9 protein-coding genes are annotated in these 19,271 nt (G+C 64.6%); 3 read left to right on the top strand and 6 right to left on the bottom strand.

Annotated elements, in window-relative coordinates:
- Nucleotides 1-76: 76 nt before the first annotated feature.
- Entirely contained in the window at nucleotides 77-3,028 is a 2,952-nt protein-coding gene (locus DFJ67_RS34685; protein ID WP_170216115.1) for a helix-turn-helix transcriptional regulator, read from the top strand.
- Nucleotides 3,029-3,690: 662 nt separating this feature from the next.
- Here DFJ67_RS34685 and DFJ67_RS34690 read toward each other — a convergent pair.
- Complete coding sequence (locus tag DFJ67_RS34690; RefSeq protein ID WP_116072834.1) at nucleotides 3,691-4,038, bottom strand: AAA family ATPase; 348 nt, start codon at nucleotides 4,036-4,038, stop codon at nucleotides 3,691-3,693.
- A 270-nt stretch (nucleotides 4,039-4,308) separates the two neighbouring features.
- Here DFJ67_RS34690 and DFJ67_RS34695 point away from each other — a divergent pair, with 270 nt between their 5' ends.
- On the top strand, nucleotides 4,309-7,317 hold the full coding sequence (locus DFJ67_RS34695) for a PLL family lectin (protein ID WP_147315724.1): 3,009 nt from the start codon (nucleotides 4,309-4,311) through the stop codon (nucleotides 7,315-7,317).
- 469 nt (nucleotides 7,318-7,786) lie between these two features.
- Here DFJ67_RS34695 and DFJ67_RS34700 read toward each other — a convergent pair whose 3' ends face one another.
- The 3 genes from DFJ67_RS34700 to DFJ67_RS34710 form a co-directional block, all read right to left on the bottom strand.
- Nucleotides 7,787-8,065, bottom strand: a complete 279-nt coding sequence (locus DFJ67_RS34700) for a hypothetical protein (RefSeq protein ID WP_116072838.1) — start codon at nucleotides 8,063-8,065, stop codon at nucleotides 7,787-7,789.
- Between the two features lie 30 nt (nucleotides 8,066-8,095).
- The gene (locus DFJ67_RS34705) at nucleotides 8,096-8,602 is read right to left on the bottom strand and encodes a hypothetical protein (RefSeq protein WP_116072840.1); all 507 of its coding nucleotides are present in this window, start codon (nucleotides 8,600-8,602) and stop codon (nucleotides 8,096-8,098) included.
- A 133-nt stretch (nucleotides 8,603-8,735) separates the two neighbouring features.
- Complete coding sequence (locus DFJ67_RS34710) at nucleotides 8,736-11,603, bottom strand: ATP-binding protein (protein ID WP_147315725.1); 2,868 nt, start codon at nucleotides 11,601-11,603, stop codon at nucleotides 8,736-8,738.
- A gap of 1,555 nt (nucleotides 11,604-13,158) precedes the next feature.
- Here DFJ67_RS34710 and DFJ67_RS42430 point away from each other — a divergent pair.
- Complete coding sequence (locus DFJ67_RS42430; RefSeq protein WP_147315726.1) at nucleotides 13,159-14,886, top strand: hypothetical protein; 1,728 nt, start codon at nucleotides 13,159-13,161, stop codon at nucleotides 14,884-14,886.
- A gap of 274 nt (nucleotides 14,887-15,160) precedes the next feature.
- Here the strand turns inward: DFJ67_RS42430 and DFJ67_RS44810 are convergent, their stop codons facing one another.
- The gene (locus tag DFJ67_RS44810) at nucleotides 15,161-16,948 is read right to left on the bottom strand and encodes an NACHT domain-containing protein (RefSeq protein WP_147315727.1); all 1,788 of its coding nucleotides are present in this window, start codon (nucleotides 16,946-16,948) and stop codon (nucleotides 15,161-15,163) included.
- Nucleotides 16,949-18,794: 1,846 nt separating this feature from the next.
- Complete coding sequence (locus tag DFJ67_RS43455; RefSeq protein ID WP_203783431.1) at nucleotides 18,795-19,253, bottom strand: hypothetical protein; 459 nt, start codon at nucleotides 19,251-19,253, stop codon at nucleotides 18,795-18,797.
- Nucleotides 19,254-19,271: the final 18 nt, after the last annotated feature.

Below are 19,271 nucleotides of genomic sequence, written 5' to 3' on the forward strand. Positions count from 1 at the left end.
TTTCGTCTGATCGGCGGTTCAGTTTGGCCGGGTTGCCCGTTTGACGGCTGTCGGCGGGTTTGGTCTGCTCAGGAACGTGGCTGCGGCATTGCCCCTGGTGGGCCGCCGATCCGAGCGGGCGTTGCTGGTAGAGACGCTCGTTCCCTCTCATGGTCCGCGGGCCGTGGTGGTTATTGGCGAGGCGGGGGTAGGCAAGACCCGGTTGATCGCGGATGCGATCCGGGATGCTCGCGCAGCCGGCGTGACCGTACTGGAGGGGAACTGTCTACCGCTGAGCGAGAGCGTGCCGTTCCTTCCAGTCACCGAAGCCTTGCGGTCCCTAGATCCGTCGGCTCTCGCGCGCTGTGCCCCACATGTTCGGTCCGAGCTGGTGCGGTTGATGCCCGATTGGGGCACTGAACGGGACCCGGTCAAGCAGAGTCGTGCCGAGGGCGGGCAGCACCGAGGACGGCTGTTCGCCGCGCTGCGCGATCTTCTCACCGCATTAGCGGCGGACGGCCCGTATGCGTTGGTCTTCGAAGATCTCCACTGGGCGGATGCGACAACGCGCGACTTCGTGTCATATCTGATCGCAGTCGACCGGGATGGTGTCACGCCCCTGGTGATGTCCAGCCGCATCGAGGAACTCGACCCGACCCGGCTGCTGGGACGCTGGTTCGCCGAGCTGACCCGCCAGAGTGGAGTCAAACAACTTCACCTTGATCGGCTGTCTCGGCCTGAGGTGGCCGAGCACATCCATGGTCTCGTCGGCGCCCCCGCTCCGTCCGCGTTCGTCGACGAGGTATACGCCCGTGCCGACGGCAACGCCTTCTTCACCGAGCAGCTCGTGGCCGCCTTGCATGACGGCGGCGCTCTCACGCCGGGGGCGACATTGCCATGGAACCTGGCACAACTACTGCTGGCCCAAGCGAAGAGGGTCCGCGACGACGGCCAGCAGGTGCTGGCGGCGTTAGCGGTGGCCGGGCGGGGACTCGACGAACAATTGCTGGCAGCGATCACCGGGTTGTCCGGTCGAGGACTGGCCACCGCATTGCAGGAGCTGGCCGACGCGTGGTTGATCGATCGGCCGGGCATGGACGGTCGCTACCGGCTGCGCCACGCACTGGTCGGTGAGGCCGTTTCGGGCGACATGCTCGCCGGGGATCGACGGGAACGGCACGCCGCCACGGCCCGGGCGTTGACTGTCCACGGGGCAGCGGACGGGGCCGGGGAGGTGGCCGAACACTGGGCCGCGGCGGGGCAATCAAACGAGGAGCTACCGTGGCGGGTCGCTGCAGCAGCCGAGGCCACGGACGTGTACGCCCACCGGGAGGCCGCAACACACTGGAAGCGAGTGATCGACCTATGGCCCGGGGTGCCGACCGAGGCCCGACCGGCCGGAATCGATCTGCCCACGAGCTACCTGAACGCCGTCGACGCCCTGGACCGATCCGGGGACACCAGGAGGGCCGGACAGCTGGCCGAGGAAGCCCTACAAACGCAGGGCACGACGACGGACCGCCGAGCACTCATCCTGCTGTATGAGCGGGTGTCCCACTACCGCGAATGGGAGCAGGACGGCTCCGGGCTCGAGCCGCTCGAGAAGGCGATGGCAATGCTTGCCGGTCTGCCGCCAGGACGCGAACACGTGGGTGTGCTGCGCAGTTACGCGGACGCGTTGTGGGACGCGAACCGCGCAGATGAGGCCCGACCCTTTCTTGAACAGGCCCTGCGCGTATGCGCGGCCGGCGTCCCGGCAGTGGACGAAGTCGAAGCGCTACGCGACCTCACCTACTACGTTTTCGACGATGGTGACGTCTCCGACGGCATGAGGCTGCTCTATCGGGCCGAGGCGGTGGCCTATCGCAGTTCTGACTCGCTAGCCACCATTACGATCCACGTCGCGCATTGCGATGCTCTTCTCGACCTGGGCCGGTTGGAAGACGCGGCCTCCATCGCACGAGCCGGGCTCGAGGTGGCTCGCCGAGCCGGTTTGGAGCACCACGCTCACGCGCAGTTCCTGCGGTCCATGGTCCTGAGGGCGTTGGCCGAACTCGGAGATTGGGCCGAGGCCGAACCAGTCATCGACGCCATGACGCAGTCGGCCCCCACCTCCGGAGCCTCGTACGACTACATGGCCCGCGCCAGGCTGGACATCCTGGCAGGCGACCTTACTTCCGCCACCGAGCGGTGGACTGCCATCGAAGCCGTCACCCATCGAACGAACCTCGACTTCGGCGCGAACGTGGTGGACCGATGCCGTATCGATCTCTGGTCGGGTCGGCCTCGGGAGGCATTGCGCCGGATTCAGCAGGTTCCCCAGCCGCTGGACAGGGCCTCGTTCCGACCACATACAGCCGAAGTCCTCTCCCTCGCCATGCGAACCTGTGCCGACCTCGCCGAACTCGCCCTTGCCCGACAAGACTCCCGAGGGACACAGACGGCCCACCGCGCCGCCCAGGACGTCGTCATGATGCGTGAGGCGATGACGCGGGACCCATTCGCCCAGCACCCCTACTACGTGACCGGCCCCGCCCACGGAGCGAACTGGAAGGCGGAGATCACCCGGCTGCACCACAGATCCGACCCGGACGCCTGGGCGGCCGCAGCGGCGGCCTGGGAGGGACTGCGCCGGCCACACCGTGTCGGCTACGCCCGATGGCGCCAGGCCGAGGCATTACTCGCCACAGGCAAGACCGCTCCAGCCCGCGACTGCCTCCGCCAGGCCGCGACCGCCGCGCACAACTACACGCCGCTGCTGGCCGAGATCCGGACGCTCTCCCGGCTGGCCCACGTCGACCTCCGTGACCAACCCACCACGATCCGGCCAGAGCCTGCCCCGTACGGGCTGACGCCGCGCGAGATTGCCGTCCTACGACTCGTCGCAGACGGCCTGACCAACACACAAATCGGCAACCGGCTCTACATCAGTGAAAAGACGGCCAGCGTCCACATCACCAACATCATGCGCAAACTCGCAGTGAAGAACCGAGCCCAAGCGGCCGCGCTCGCCCAACGCGCCGGCCTCCTGAACCTCGAGCAATCCTGACCCAGCGACGAGGCGCGCCAATCAGCTTAGAGCTCGCCCACAGTGATCCTGCAGCCGCGAACCGGAGTTCGGTCGCCGCGCAGGCGCACCCACATTCGTTTGGCACGGCGTCCAAGCCATGCGCACGATCGCAGCCACCACGGTCGGGGCGACTAGCGTGGCGACGGTCAAGTTCTAAGGCTCCCAGATAAGGGCTCTAAGGCCGCGACCCGATCACCCGTGCGTCTATTCCCGATCCCCGGCCGTCCACCTTAGTCACAGGCTCGAGGGCACCAATCCAGGCCCACATCTGTCAAGGAGACTCCGGTGCCGATCGCGACTCCCACACGCCTGCTCGTTGCCGCCATCGCGGCAGCCACCCTCGCAACCCACCTCGGAACACGGCCAGCCAGCGCCAACCCCGCCCCAGAACCCGCCGACCAATCCGCCCCCATCCAGACCTGCCCAAGAATCGACAACCTAGCTCAAGCCCTACGTGCCGCCGGCTTCACCGCCCAAGGCGCCAAAAACGCTGCCCTGCTCACACAGCGCGACTGCCTCGAAGACAACCCGACAGCAACCCCCGCCCTCGCCGCGTACGGCCAGAGCGCGATGTCAACCTCCTAACGGCGTTTCCCCGACCCGGCCGCCCTCACCGACGCCGACGGCTACACCCTCTACCGCTATCTGCGCAACCAGGCCGGGATCAACCTGGCGAGCTCCGCCCGCACCTGCACAGGACAACGCTCCACGACGAACGGGACAGGGTGCCGGTCCGATTTGTCGATGCCGCGTAACGCCTCGGTAACGGGAAGGAAGGGCAGATTGTCGTGCAGCGGCAGACAGGTCCCGGTCAGCACCTTCACGTCCGCTGCCCGGGCCCGCGCGATGGCCTCCTCGACGAGCCGGGTCTTCCCTACACCGGCCTCACCGACGATCACGACAGTGCGAGGTTCACCCACGGGCGCTAATGCGTCCGCCAGGAACTCCACTTCGGCCCGACGACCGACAAGGGGCAACGCCCCAACCATCCCGTCAGGATGAGCTGGCCACCGTGCCTACGTCAAACCCCGAGAATGCGTGCGTCCTTCTACGGGTCCGGGCCGACCCTTCGAACTCTGAGATCGTCCACCACGAGCTCGAACGCCGCAGGTCGAGGGTCGCCGGTCGACGTCTAAGGCTTTCCAACCGCGCTCTAAGGCCGCAGCGACACCCACGACGCCTCCATGCCCGATCCCGGACGGTCCGCCTTAGCCACACCCTCGGAAACACCATTCATACGACCAGCCGAGGAGATGGCAATGTCGATCACGATTCATGCGTCGCTCGCCGCTACCCGTTCGGCGGGGACCTCCGACGGCACGACGGCACCGCCCGATGGCATGTCGGACGGGCCGAACATCGCTGACAGACCGCGTCATTCGTCGCTTGGAATGAGAGCTGTAATGGGCCGAGAAGATGGACCATCTGAAGCCTTGAGGCGTCGCGTCCGGATCATCGCGTTGGTCACAATCATTGCGATGGGCCTGTCCGCCTGCCAGCACGACCCGACACCTGGCGCACCCGACCACCCGGACGTCGCGCGCGCCGACCTGAACGCGTTGCTTCAGGAGACAACGTCGATGGTCGACGAGTCTCTGATTCGTGTGAGTTCGGGGGACGTGTTGACGGTGCGAGTCACCGGCCAGCCTGGACGTCCGCAGCCGATGCTGCATCTGCTCGGCCCGAACGGCGCACAGGTCGCCGCGGCCGGCAACGAGGAGGGAACCGTCGCAGCTGTTGTAGAGCACCGGACCGCGACGGCCGGAGCCTACCGGGTGATCGTGCGGCCCTCGAACGCAGCTGCGGGCCAAAATGACGTCGTTACCCTCGCCGTTACGACACCAGCCGGCCCGCAGGTCCGGACGTTGACCATCGGTGGTTGGAGACCACGCGTCCTGACCTCCGTGCAGGCAGGCGAGCACCTCGTTAGCACCAAGATGCCTGAGTCGTCGTCGGCAGCGCACATCCTGTATGTCCTGTCCGCTGACGGCAGGACTGTCCTGCGGCGCGCCTCAGGTAACGGCTTCTCAGGGGGCGCCGACCTGTATCTCACAGCCGGACTCACCGGACTGACGGCAGTTCTGGCGACCTCCGGCGTCTCCGAATCAGCCAGCCTGGCCCGCAACGATCTCTCGCTATCCTCTTACGACAGTGACGGTGACGGCCTCGGCTTCAAGCTCGAGGCGGCGGCGGGCACCTGTTCCTCACGGCAAGCGATTGTGCGCGGCGTCGATTGTCGACAAATTCCGGATCTGCGCGACACCGACGGCGATGGGATCGGCGACGGGTTGGAGCTGTTGGGATCGCGCACACTTTCCCTGCCCCGCTGGGGCGCCAATCCACGCCACAAAGACCTCTTTGTCGAGGTGGACTTCATGCGCCGCACCCCGGCGGAGAACGCCGCGGCCACCAGACTGCACATGGCGCCAGACGTGGCCCGTAGGTTCGCCGCGCACTACGGGGACCGGGCGACCGTCGATGCAGAACTTAAGGCTCGGCACGCGACGACGTTGGCCAACCCGGATGGCCTTCCCGGGATCGCCGCGCACCTCGACATCGGCGTTACTCCCCAGAGGCGAGGGGACGCGACGGTCTTCGGTGACTGGGGCGGATACTCGGCAGTCAACGCCGTCCGGGTCGGCGACAAATACCAGGGACAGCAGGCGGGACAGGCCTGGAAGACCCAGATGCGGGCCGAACGGCGTGGAATCTTTCGGTACGCGCTCGGCTACAGCGGGGGCGGCGGCCAGACCGGTCCCGGCTTTACCGCCTCCTATAACTTCGACAGCGCGTTCGTTGCCACACACGAGACCGGTCACTCGCTAGGGCTCGGACATGGGGGTGTCTACGGCCTCGAACCGGACGTCAACTGCAAGCCGAATTATCCGAGCATCATGAACTACGCGTTCGACTCCGGAACTGGCTTCGCCGACGGCCGGATCGACGAAGGCCCGCTCCTCAACAACCTGTCGCTTCGGGAATCCGGTGTCGCAGCCGGTGCCACACCAGAGTTCTTCGATCGCATGACCACCGTGTTCGGCTACTTCGTCGACCGCCAACACGGCGACGTCGACTGGAACCGTGACGGCGAAATCGCACCACCGGGGACCACGGTTAGCGCGTACGCCAACCTCGCGCTGCGCGGCGCTGGTTGCGAGTACACCCGCTGGAACCGCACCCGCATTAGCGAGGCGCACAGCACCCAAGCGCCGGCACTCATACGGCACGCTGATCGGTGGTACACCTTCCTGGTTGCAGGCGCGCAGGTGCGGTACTCGACGTCGACATCGTCCTGGCTGTGCCCGGAACCGGTACCTACCGGCTGCCAAGACGGGAAATGGGGCACCTCGCAAGCGGCCAACCTTCCGGCCCGAGGGGTGACCGTGGACGCCGTCGAGGCGGGTACCGCGGCACGGCCCGTCCTGCTTGTGGTGGCCGGCGACAACAACCGCAACATGTGGCAGCGCCGCAGCGCAACCGAGGGTGGCCGGGAGCGCTGGACTCCTTGGACACGGCTGGCCGGTCAAGTCGCGGTGGGCAGCGGTCCGTCGCTGGTCAGGATGGCAGACGGAGCCGTCAGGCTCTTCGCCGTCGCGCCGGACGGCAGATACTTGATGTGGCGTGGCTCCTCGGCGGGCATCGCCGGGCTGGCGGCCCCCATCGCAACCTCAGACGGCCGAACCCTGTCACGGCCGGCGGGATCGCAGTTCCGGCCCGCCGCGATCGTCGCAAAACTGGCCGGCCGAACCGGGCTGTACGCGCTGTTTGCCGGCGCTGACGATCGGGCCGATCTCTGGACACTGAACATCGGCACTCGCCGGTGGCAGAAGACGACATTGCTGGATACCCGGCCCGGACCGATCACCAGCGCTCCTGCCATGGCATGGGTGCCACCCGGCCGAACCGGTACCCAAGGCACATTGCACATCGCGTACATCGCCAGGCCGAGCAAGGTCGTGCGGATGATGACCTCTCACATCCAGGTCACCAGCACCGGCAAGACGCAGCACGTTGGCCATGACGTCTACTTCGACAACGTGTGGCGCAGCGCCTCCGGGATTGACCTGCTGTACGAGCCAGGCGTCACCATCAACGTCACCGCGGCACTCAGCTACGCGAACAATGCCGAGATCTGGTTCCATCCCAAAGCCGATGGAATCAACAACAACAACTACACCAACTATGACGACTGGGCGGTTCTCAAGAACGAGGTGTGCCGCGGTGTCGTCAGCCCAGGCGGCCTGGTCGTCAACCCTATACGTTGCTAAGCGCCGACTCGGTGCCGGGCGGGCGACAGTTTGACCGCCCGGCGTCTGTCGACGCGGCTGAATCTGGCCGCAGTGTCGTCTCGCCGACCGGCCGACTCGGTCCTCGAGCTTTCGCCTGCGGGACCCGGACGGGGTGATGGAGCGTGCCTGTCGACGGATCGACCTCGGACGGCCGAGCGGCACGCCCGAGCCCTGCCCGGGCGGTGTTCAGCCTGAGCTGCGCTGCCCGCCGCCGCGACATCGCCTCGAACACCGCGGCCCATCTTCGGCAGATGCGTGCAGCGGCGCCAGCCACCGAAACGCGATCCGCACGTTCCAGACTCCGCCGACGACATCGCGGAGCCCGACGAGGCACTCCTCCGAGTCTGGGCGACCCACCGTTGCACGCCCCACGCACGAGTGGAGGCAAAACCGGCGTCGGCGAATCGGCTGACCGCGCCCCGACCCCGGCACTCATCACCGGTAGCTGCTACGAGCCGCCGGCCAGCGCTGCGGCCGTTTGGTCCCGATGGTCCAGGAGGCCGAAAGCCATCTCCAGCAGGTCCACGACCTCGTCCGTGACCAGGCTCAGCGCCAGGATCGACGCCGTCAACTGAATCGTGACCACGCCATCGGCCGGGTCAGAGGCCTCCTTCTCTTGGAGGCTCAGGACCGCCCAGGCATCGCCGTGGGCGGCGCCGCTGCAAGCTCTCCACAGCACTTCCAGACGGTCGGCGTCGTGGACGGCAAAGTCGCCGGCGTACCGCACAATGCTGCGGTAGCCGATCGCTTCGACTGCCTATCCGGGCAGAACCCCGGCGCGCGCCGCGATCTCCTTGACGCGATCGATCCGCTGAGCTCTGGGATTCCTCGGCCCGGACATCAGCTGCTCCGCCTCGTCGGACTTCGCCACGTTGGCGGTCTGGAGCCGTAGCGCCCTCGTGACCCGCGCGGCCCGGTCCGGCGGCCCGAGCAGCCAGACGGCGCGCGCCGAATTCTCCAGCGCACCACGCAACAGCGTCCAGTGCGCGGACACCGAGAAGGCCATCCCGTTGGGTTCACACCTCTCGCAGGCCACGGTCATCCTGTGCAGCGAGTCAAGGTGGTCGACCGCCACCACCAAGGCGCTCGTGGCGGCGTGAGAGACCCGGAAGGGGTGCGAGAGTCGGTCGTCCTCGGCCAGGTCGCTCCCCGGTGACGGTATGAGCATCCGTTCCCGCGTCTGCACGCGGGCTGCAAGGTCATCGACTCGGGCGAAGGCCTGCTTGAGGCGATTCAGTAGTTCCTGCTCCCCCGTGCTGGTCACGTCAGGACCGTACGTGCCGGCAGGTGTGCGCGTCCTGCGGGTTCCTCAGTCATGGGCCAGCGGTCGCCTGGAACGCCCACCTTGTCCAGGGTGGTGGCGAGAGGCGCGCGGCCGCCGTGGAAACTTCTTTCAGTTAGAGCCGGTCGTAAATGGCGACGGTGGCCTCGATGCGATCGAGGTCCCAGTTTGCCCGCAAGTCCCTATACACCAGAATGGATTCCGCAAAGCAAGATCTGGCATGGGCTATGGCACCGCGTTCCGCCAAGGCAATGCCGGCGGCCTCCAGCGCTTGAGCTCGTGGCAAGGGACGTCCAAGGAGCGAATATTGATCGGCAGCCTCCAGCAGAGGTTCGGGATCGCTGTGGAGCAGACCGCGGCAGTGTGGAGCGATGGCGGCGTAACCCTCTTGGGGCCTAGCGGCCGAAGCGCCAGCCTCTGCTCGGGCTACGAACAGCTGCGCCGTGCCGTGGTCGCCGACCGTGACGGCGAGACGGACCACATCCGGGAGTAGCTCCGCAGCTTCGATCACATCCACCTCCCACCCGGATGGTCCGTCAACTAGCGCCGAGAGCGCCTCAGCCGGGAGTCCTGCCTGCTCCCGTTCGACCGACCTTGCCAGCACAAGCGGTCCGACTAACCGTCCCGTGAGCCGCTCGGCGTGTGGTGCCGCGTCCTCGAGACGTTCACCAGCCGTTCGGTCGCCGCGATGGAGCCCGACGACCGCGGCGATTCCGTAGCGCAAGCACACAGAGATGGGATCCGCGCCCCTTATTGACTCGACATCGACCTCGGCTAGCGCGTCGTCCCACTGACCCGCGTGGAAATGCAGCTCAGCTAAAGCGCTCTGGGCCTGGCCGCACCGAAGGACGTTGCCCGCGCGATCGGCCATCCGCCTGCCACGTTCGGCAGCGGTGATCGCTTCGTCGTACCGATTCAGGGTGCCCAGAGCCAACGATCTGTTGACATGTAGCAACATTTCCAGCTCGGCAAGTCCGCTATCAGCGTCAACGACGATCAACGCACGGTCTATCAGTGAGAGTGCGTCACGCGAGTCGCCTCGCATTCCGCAAAGCACAGCCATCGTGAACAGCGCCCAACCCGAGGCCCAACGATCGCCTACCTCCGTGGCCGTAGCGAGAGCTTCGTTCGCGCATTGCTCCGCTGCCTCAGGCCTGCCACATGCGCGGTGGACCCTGGCGATGAGAACCAGCAGGCGAGCCCGGTGAACCTGTGTAACGCCTGGAAGTGTCAAGCCCCGGGTGAGCACTGGGAGCGTCTCTTCGGGGTTTCCCTCGGCCGCGCGACTTTGGGTTAGTGTCCATTGTAGGTCGACGATAGCGTCAGGCCGCGTGGCGGTTGCGAGACCCGCAGATGCCACTTTCGCCGCGCCAGCCGAATCTCCCACCACGAACAAAGCGTGGGCGAGCCGGCAGGTCAACTCATCTCGTGTGCCGGGTTCCTGTGATCTCGCGGTCAAGGCCCATCTAAGGAGTTGGACCGCCGTGTCGGGCGCGTTTGCTATGAGCTGGTTACCGACGCCAACAAGCCACGGCACAATCCATGAGTCGACAGGGGTATCCCATCCGCCAAGGTCTAGTGCGGGGAGTAGTTGTCGGGCTACCCGTCCCGCAGCCGCGCCAGAGTCGGCAAGGGCTCGGGCCGCGTCGCGGTGCAGGGCTGCGCGTATCGGAACTGGACGGCTCTCGTACAGCGACGCGCGTAGCAACGGATGTCGAAATGTCAGCTCAGGGCCTGTATCGAGGAAGAACCCTGCCCGTATTGCCTCTTCCAGGTCTGGCAGAAGATCGGTTACCTGCCGCTCAGAAACTGCTGCTAGTTCTGGTATCGAGATCCGCAGCCCCAAGAGCGCAGCGATGCGGAGTACCTCGAGTACGGGTTGAGGCAAGTACTCAATACGGTTCGCCAACGCTGCGGCAAGTGAAGCTGGGACACGCTCTTCAACAACTTCGACTCGACCTTGATCGCGGATCAACGCTCCGCTGCGGGAGAGCGCTTCGACCAATTCGGTGATATAGAAGGGATTGCCACCGGCACCCGCGGCGATGCGGAGCAGCGCCTCGCCAGGGACGTCGCCGGCTCTGGCGCCGACCAGCTCTGCGACGTCTGCTTTTCCAAGGCCTCGCAGGACGAGGGGCGGAGTCTGCAGCATCCGCCGAAGCGCGCTGAGGTCGTCGCGAAGGGGTACCGGCCGAACGATCCCAACAAGCAGTAGCGGGAGCCGAGGCACTGACCGGGATAGAAGACTGACTGCCGTCACTGTGCTCGGGTCAGCCCACTGTAGATCGTCCACAACCAAGGTCACTGGGGCTACCGTGCACAGTTCTTCCACCTGCGTCAGTAGTTGGTTCAGAGCGGCGGAAACGGCGTCAGGCTGGCCACCGACGGTCGGATTGGCCCGTAGCAGCTCAGCCCTGCTGGGCTGGCCCGCCGCAGCCCTTGGGGTCTGAAGGCGTAGCGCGTCCAGCAACGGCAGTAGCGAGAACGCCTGGTTCAGTTCCTCGCAGGTGGCCCAAATAGCGTAGCTCACGGCCGACGCTTCCGAGGCGATGGCTCTGGCGAGGGCTGACTTGCCAATGCCCGGCTCGCCCTCGATCAAAACGACACGACCTCGTCCGAGGTTCAGGTCGGTCACCCAACGGCGGGCAGTGTCGAGCTCGATTGCTCTCCCGACGAGGGGGGCAGGTCTCTCGGCGACGAGCACGCCGCGGGTCGACGGTGGATCTTCCGCTCTTCTAGCTTCCAGCCAGAGGCGATGGAACCGCTCTACGTCGCCGCCAAGGTATCCGACAACCTGCTTCAGCGGATCCCAGCGCGGAACGCGGTTGCCGCTAAGTACCGCGTGAACAGTCGTGTGACTCAGCACCCCGGTCCCGAGCCCGCGGGCGATAGCCCTCGTACTCGGCTCACCTGCACTGCGATACAGGGCGCGCACCTCTTCGAACAGCGGTCCACCAGGCTGCGCTGTTTCGCCTCGAGCCACGTCATGCACCCTTCGGTCGCGAACCACAACATGTTCCAAGTCGTTTCCTAGGCCTTCGCCTGCAGACCCTATGCCTTTCACGCCCGCAACTCCCAAGCCAAACGGAATGCGGGAACATCAACTGGCGCGTGGCCTCGGCGCATATTGGATCATTCACTGTCCTCGGCGTGTTCGGTTGCTCGGTTCGGACCGGGGGCAACGCCTAACCACACCCGACCGCGGCGCTCCGAGAGGCGATGGAGCAGGACAAGCGTCATCTCGCGCGCTCGATCACGTTGACCGGCGTTCGGTGACCACACATAAGTGATCACCAGAGCTCCAGTTAAGATCGCAGCCATCAACACCACCAACAACGCGACTTCGTTAAGCATTCTCGAGATCCTCTCCGGCGCCGGGCGCCCGCTATTCGAAACTCTGGCACCAGTTGACGACACGAACGTTGTCCCTCAAACGATCAGCCCAACTCGACTTCTCGGGAAAGAGCTTGTTACGAGTCTTGACAACGCACAACAAAGACGGACAGCGGGAAACAGTCGTCTTACACGCTTGCGAATGAAGCCTGCCGCGTCCGCCAGTTCACCGGCGGGTCCCGACGATCTGCCGTTACGCACGGGGGCGATCGTTGGCCCCCCAACGTGGTTCGCGCCGCCGCGACCGGCTCTGCGGCAGCGAGCGGCTCCGTGGACCCGCGGGATCATGCGGTGGCTCGGCCTTGGGTCTTGGAGGTCGCTGCGGCTGAACCGCGATCGACTCGTCTGCAGTTTCAGCTGGCCCGACGCTGTAAATCCCGGTCGACCACCCATGCGCAGGACATCCACAAGGCGGGAAACCGTGGCGGCGCGCTTCCCCAACCGACGCGCCATTGCGGGCTACGGACGGACGTGACATAAGGGTTCTTATAGTGCATCGGCTCCTGCGGAACCTACATCGTCCGTCAACTGGTAGGTGTGGCTCGAGCCTTGCCTAGAAAGCGTCGCAACGACACCACCTAGATTTACCCGGCCAAGACGTCGCTAGGTTGGTTTGCGTCGGCATCGTACGATTCGTCATGGCAAGGCTCGAACGCGCACAGCCCCCGCGTTAAGGGCCAGGAGAGGAGATGCCACGGGTGAGACGACGTGTCTTAGATCCGTGACGTCCTGGCGTGGGCCGGGCTCGCCGCGCTTAGCGGTGTCCTTGGCAGCGCCGTGTGTACGACCTGCTGAAGTCAGGCACTCGCTGGCTGAAGCGGCGATACGACGGGCCGCCCTGAGCGTTCCGTTGATAACCCGCTCGTAGCGTCCATCTACGTGCCGGCGTGGTGGATCGTGTAGGAAGAGACGGGCAGCGAAGGGACTTCCTCCGCGTCCATACTCGGTCAGCGATTGTGGCGCAGGACGGCGTCGCCTCCCGAACTACCGGCAAGCGAGCCGACGGTTGAAGCCCGAACGAACACCATTTCGGCGCCGAACTGGTCACGTAGCCGCCTCCTGTGGGAGCGTCGTGCAAGCAGAAGCCACGTATATCCAGCTGGTTCGAGATGTGACGCTGTCGCGGCATGAGGAGGTGATGCGTGGTGGAACCGCAGCTGGCTGAGCCGCCGCGACCAGGATCTTCTTTGGCGCTACTCGGGATACCGTTTGCCTTCTCTCAGGACGATTTACTGACCACTGAGAAGTTCATCGCGCAGGCCAAGGATCGCGGGTACGACGTCAGCATTGATCTCTTGCAGAGGCTTCACGAGCACAGGCTTTTGCTGCCGTTGTACCGAGTGAGCGACACGCCTGTTGCAGGTCGTCGTATGCGCGTGGAGGCTGACGATGGTGGGAGCATCCGGAGCTGGGTCGTCCTCGCGGCGGCCGAAGGACGGCTCCGTGACCCGGCTGACGAAGGCTACTCGGTGGCCTGGCCGTATCGAAGGCCCTCTGATGCCCCACCTGACCGATGGTGGAACGGCTTCGTCTACTCCTCGTGGCAGCTCTTCGACCTCGAGCATGTGGTCGATGAATATCGAGCAATCGCCGCCGGTTGGCGGGCCGGGCCGCACGGGCCGCGCACCGCGCGCGACCGACGCTTGACCCTCGCTCTCGCAGCGTTGGCACCACGCTACTTGCCTGCAGTCCTGGGCCGGTTCAGGTTCCCGTCGGGCATCGATGAGGACAGGATCCGACTAGCCGGCGCCGACGCCGACCCCCAAGAACTGCTGAGCTCGGCCGGCTTCGCGGCGACGGATCTGCAGGGCGCGGCCGATGTGCTACTGCTGTCGGCGCAAAGCGACGATCCGATGAGGCGATGGGTCAAACTGCTGCGGTACGCCAGCTACGCGGGATGGTCAAAGATGCGCGGTGAACCGCTGGACTGCATGTGGCGCCGGGTAGCCGCCGAGCTCCTCTTGCGCGCTCACGAGGATCTCGCTGGTAAGGGCGTGCTTGAACCGCTGCCCGACCTGACTGGCTCGACGTGGCATGCGCCGCAGCATGACCGTCTCACACCGCAATACCCTGAAGCGGAAACCCTCGAGCGGGCGCTCGCAGAGCTGGGCCTGTCGCCTCATCCGCGGGTGATACTCCTCCTCGAGGGAAAGACCGAACAACGCCACGTGCCACGGCTAATGGCTGAACTGGGCCTCAACCAGCCACAACAGGTGCGGATCCAGGCGTGTCGCAGCTCCAAGGTCAACGCCCACCTGATAGCCCGCTACGGGATCACACCACGCATCGGCCGGAGAATAGGCGACCGCTGGCTTCTCGACGCCTCCCCAACCGCGCTCGTGGTCGCCATGGACCCCGAGAACCATTTCGCTACCGCAGCACACCGGGCCGAGCAACGGCGCAACCTACAAAGGGCGATCCGCGAGGAGGTGCAGTACCAGGACGCCGACATCAGTCAGGAGGACCTCGACACTCTGGTCTCGGTGCACGCTTGGGGCGACCATAAATATGAGCTCGCCAACTTCACCGACGACGAACTCGTCCCGGCCATCGCACAACTCGCCCTGAGCCGTGGCGCCGGCGACACGACGTCGCCGGCGTGGGAAAAGAGCCTTCGTGAATACCTGCAGGACGCACGGCGCCTGCACCTCGACATCGACGCGCCACTCGGGCGTATCAAGGCCCCGAAAGACAAGGTGGCCCTTGCCGACATCCTCTGGCCGGTGCTCCGTGCCAAGTCCGAGCGCGAACTCGCAACCAACACCGTAACAACACCCGTCCTGAAGATCGCGCTGGAGGTTCGCCGACTCATCGCGAAGGTTTCTGGAGTGTTCGCGCTAGAGGTGCCCGCCGGTTTCAACGCAGACGGTTGAAGTCTCCGGGCGGCTAGGAGTGCAGAGGCAGCCTCCCGGCGCCGTGGCCTGACAGACTGCTTCTCCTAGCCGTCGACAACAGTCCTTATGGTGTTACGGATGTTCGGCTTTGGACCGCGAGAACGGTCGCCTGACTTCGACTGATTCCGCGGCTCGTCCCTGGTTATGAGAGCATCCACGCCGCCAACCCCCAGGAACACCACGACTGAGGCTTCGGTTCTAGTTCCGTCGTAAAGTGAACTCCTCCGACATACCGAGTTGTCCCGCCCGGACCTTAGACCGGCTCGGACGGTCGGGCCCGCTCCGCTAGGGCAGCCTCATGGGTATGCCGGGCCCACCAGTGTTCGGCCCTATAGGAACGCGCCAGCCAGTCTTGTAGGCGCGCATGCCGGAACCGATAGACCGCGCCTGAACGATGGAGGACCCCTCGATCACAAGCGTCCTCAAGAAACCGGATCAATGCCCAAGGAAGCCGACCTGTCAACGGGTATGCGAATCGGACCTTTGCGAGCCAGACACCCCACCCGCCAACATATGCAAAAAGTTCGATCACGGTCATTAGGACTAGCAGGAAGATGCCGACCACAATCCAAAGCGCTAGGGGCAAAGGAGGGGGCGGGTAGGGCGCAGCGGGAACCAGAAACCTAACCAGAACATATCCGATTTCCCCCATAATTAGGTAGCCGAGCAACAAATGCTGCAACCAAGTCCGACGAGCCATTCTAAGGGAATGTCCTAGGCCGGCAGCCCGTTGGATCTTCGTAGGCGGGAGAGGGTCTGGCGCGAGATAAGGGTGTTTCACTAATTCCCACCAGGCAATGTCCTGCACGCCCAAGTCGTCGAGTCGTGAGGCGAGAAATCCAAGCCAACGCTCTGCGTCAGTATTCGACCACCTATGCCGTCGGCCAGTGAGACTTTTGGATGGGCGTCGTGCGTGTGGCCCATAGACGCTTGGTATTAGCGCTGCCATCAGAGCCTCCTCGATATGCATGATAGACGGGAGGCCTGCAAGCTTTAGAAGCTCTCTTGGGTCTGAGCGCGGCGTGCGACCGTAGGCAGTTCGCGCCAATGAGAGCATGAGGGCATTGGAAAGGACAGCGGCGAGCTTCCGTGCCATTGGATCGGTCCGGCCTATACGCTCTATGACGACTGACCAACCTGTGTCGATCTCGCCGCCAGCTATTGGCCCGCCTACGTATGTCTCAACACCGTCAGGGGAGAGCGAGTCGATCGAGATAACAGCAGCGGCGCTAACGGCACCGACCTCGGCCACGGCGCGAAAGAATTCATCGGGGCGACTTGTAACGAGCATTGGCGCAGCGAAAGAGTTGAGCTGAAGTAGTGCCGCGCTCTGGAGATGCTCCTCAATCTCGTCGAAGCCGTCGAGTATAGGTAGGATTCCCCTGCCTTGGACTAGAACATCTGCCATCAGTTCATCGCCATGAGTGCGTGCAGCGATTGTGCGATAATCTCGGACGAGCACCGCCGATAGAAACTCTTCGAGTCCCATGACCAGTGGGTTCCAAGAGCCGACATTGAAAATTAACGGAACAGGGCCTTGGGCCCCCTGTGAGAGATAGTCAATTGCAAAGCGAAGCGCAAGAACAGTTTTTCCGGAGCCCGCTTCTCCCACTATCACAAGGCGACCTGATCTGATACGAGCGTATTCTTTAACTATCTGATCTAGCCCCGCCGTTTTCGCGTCCAAAGTGCTTGGAAGGTCTCTTAATGAGCCAGCAGTTTCCTGCTCTGAGATCCATCTGACCCGGATAGGCATGGCGGGGGCGCCATCGACTCGCAACTGTCGTTCTGTCTGCCAGCACTGTCGCCTAACCACATCGGCGAGGTTCGACAGCGCGTCATCGATCGACGGCTGGTCGCTCTGGCGTCGGTCAGTGATCAACTCGGCACCGACGGCTGCGAGGACGAGGCCAACCAGCATCAGGACGATCCACGGTCTCCAACGGTTTGGAACCTGAATCCAGTCGGCAACCACGTTCCCTAGGAGGCCAATAGCCAAGCCAACCAGCACGATCGCAACGGCCCTGCTGATGCGCTGCATCGCGACCTCCGTTGTCCCCACCCGGCGGCCAGCTTCTACGGAGAATCGAACGGATTACCGCCGTCGGTAGATCAGCGTCGATCCTGCTGCAGCAGCTCCTGTGTCGCAACGTCGAGGCCGGCGGTGCCACCCGATCGAGGGTTCGCGTCCGCACGGTGCCGACCTTGGCCCGGGCTTAGGCGGCCATCGCCGCGAGCCTTGTCGAGGCCGACGGTGGCTGCTCGCGCCGGCCCGCTCGTCGGCCAGCCGCTTCGCCAGCGTCGTCTTCCCCGACCCGGGCAGCTCGGCAGGAAGTCCGCACGTAATGTCCATTATGGTGTGATCAAAGAAACCGCTGTTGGTGACGACCTCGTGCAGTGGTCGGGCGTCGCGGCCGTCGACCGCCTGATCGAGTGCGTCGAGGGCGTGCAGGCGCCACTGCGCCGCAGAACTTCGACAAGCAAAACGATTGGCGGATTTGCTCCGGATTCAAGCGCGACAGCGGACGAAGGAAATTGGCAGCGACCGCCTCCGTTCGGCTACGTCCGTGAACACGCCATCCACCGGCAGTCCTGCACGCTGGAGCGCGACGACCAAGGTGGGAGGTGTAGCCGCGCCCAGGCGGACCAGCGGCATCCACCAGATGGCCCCTGGGCAGATACGGCCGCCGCGCGTACATGGCCGAGCTGCGGCCGGAGTCCAGGTCGGGGCACCGCTGTACGAGGTCGCCGCGCCCCGGTCCTTGGCGGCCTGTCCCCGCTGGCGGAGGGCCGCGACGCCAGCAACGTAACCGCGGCATGATCAGCTCACCAGAAGCGTCCGAATCGGGGCAACTCACGAAGGCACCGCAGGCCACCCTGCATCTTCATAACGCCACGACCGCCCGCGCGCGACCGGTCATCACAGTCTGGTGTGCCTCCGATGGATCATCACAAAACGGTAGCAACCCACCTACTGTCAACGACTTCCCGGCAAGCGGGGGGTACTATTTCGGACAACTCACGGCTTTTCCGTCGTGACCTTCTTAGGCGCCAAAGGGCTTCCTTGCTTGCCCAAAGGTGCTAATACAATCTGTAAACATCGGCTCGCCTGGGGCGAAACAATCCCCTTGTCAACCGAGAGAATGGTAGCGATCACCTCAAAAAGGGTTCACCGCCAGCCTCGCAATTGTACAAGCTACGCATGCGGAGGAAAACCTTGATGAGACGGCGCCGGTAGGGCCGCGTGCTGGGAGACCCGACTCTATGGGTTCTCCCGGCTACTTCGACCATTCTCGGGCTCGGTTCAATGCTGATGACGTGGGTAATCGCAAGGAAGGCCCTAAACAGCAAACACCACCTCGAGTTGGAACTTCGAAAGACAAGACGCGGGATAACCCTACGCCTAAAGCAAACCCCGGTCCCGGAGGCCGACAACTCCACTGAGCAATCCACTCTCGGCCCGTCTCCTACTCATGGGGACTTGGAAGGGGGTGGGTGAACGGCGAATGCGGCCCGCATCATTGCGGGCCGCACCGCCAACCAGCGAGGTTCAAGGCACTTGTCCGTGCACGCGCGTGTGCCTGAGATGGATGAAGCCGCCCGCAGGACAATCCGCACTCGACTTCGGGCACACCCTCGCCGTGGCAGCGGCGCGTGGAACATCGGCCAACCTCAAGTTCGATTTCGGACTCGACTTGCTCGAGGACCCGTCCGGACGCAGCCGGACCCACGCTGACCAGGGCGTACGTCGACAAGGCACGAACACGCGAGACGCCTAGGAGCGTCGCAGGTCCACACTGGATGATCCAGTGGCACGTTTCTAAAGATCAGCGCATTGGGCATTGAATGAGGCTGTGGATTAAAAGTCCACTGCTCTACCGGTTGAGCTAGGCCCGCAGCGCGACCAACTTCCCGCGAAGAGTCACCTTGACCATCAGGCGGACCTTCAAGATCTTCTCGCCGCTCGACGGCTTCGCCAACCACAACGGCGAATCCACCATTGAGTCCGGCTTGCGCAGCGCTCCCACGGGTGCTTGATGCTCGACCGGGCGCTGCTCAACGCCGACCTGATCGACACCATCGAGGTGCTGGCGGTCTTCCCAATGATCTCCAGTACGACCGGCGTGGACCGGATCTTCGACGGTGCGGCCGACTTCGACCTCGAGTTGAGGTGCCGTCACCGGCACGGTGCTGTTCGGCCCGATGGGCGGCCTACCGGCAAGTCCATCCACCACCCTTAGCCGCTCTGCCTGGCGCAGAAATCCCGCTCGACGATGTTGGCTGGCTTCGGCCGCGTCACCGACGAACAGGCTGTGGCTTCGGTTCGCCTGGATCCGCACTGCCACCACAAGCCGTTCAAGCGG

It is taken from the genome of Asanoa ferruginea (genome assembly GCF_003387075.1).
GTDB lineage: Bacteria > Actinomycetota > Actinomycetes > Mycobacteriales > Micromonosporaceae > Asanoa > Asanoa ferruginea.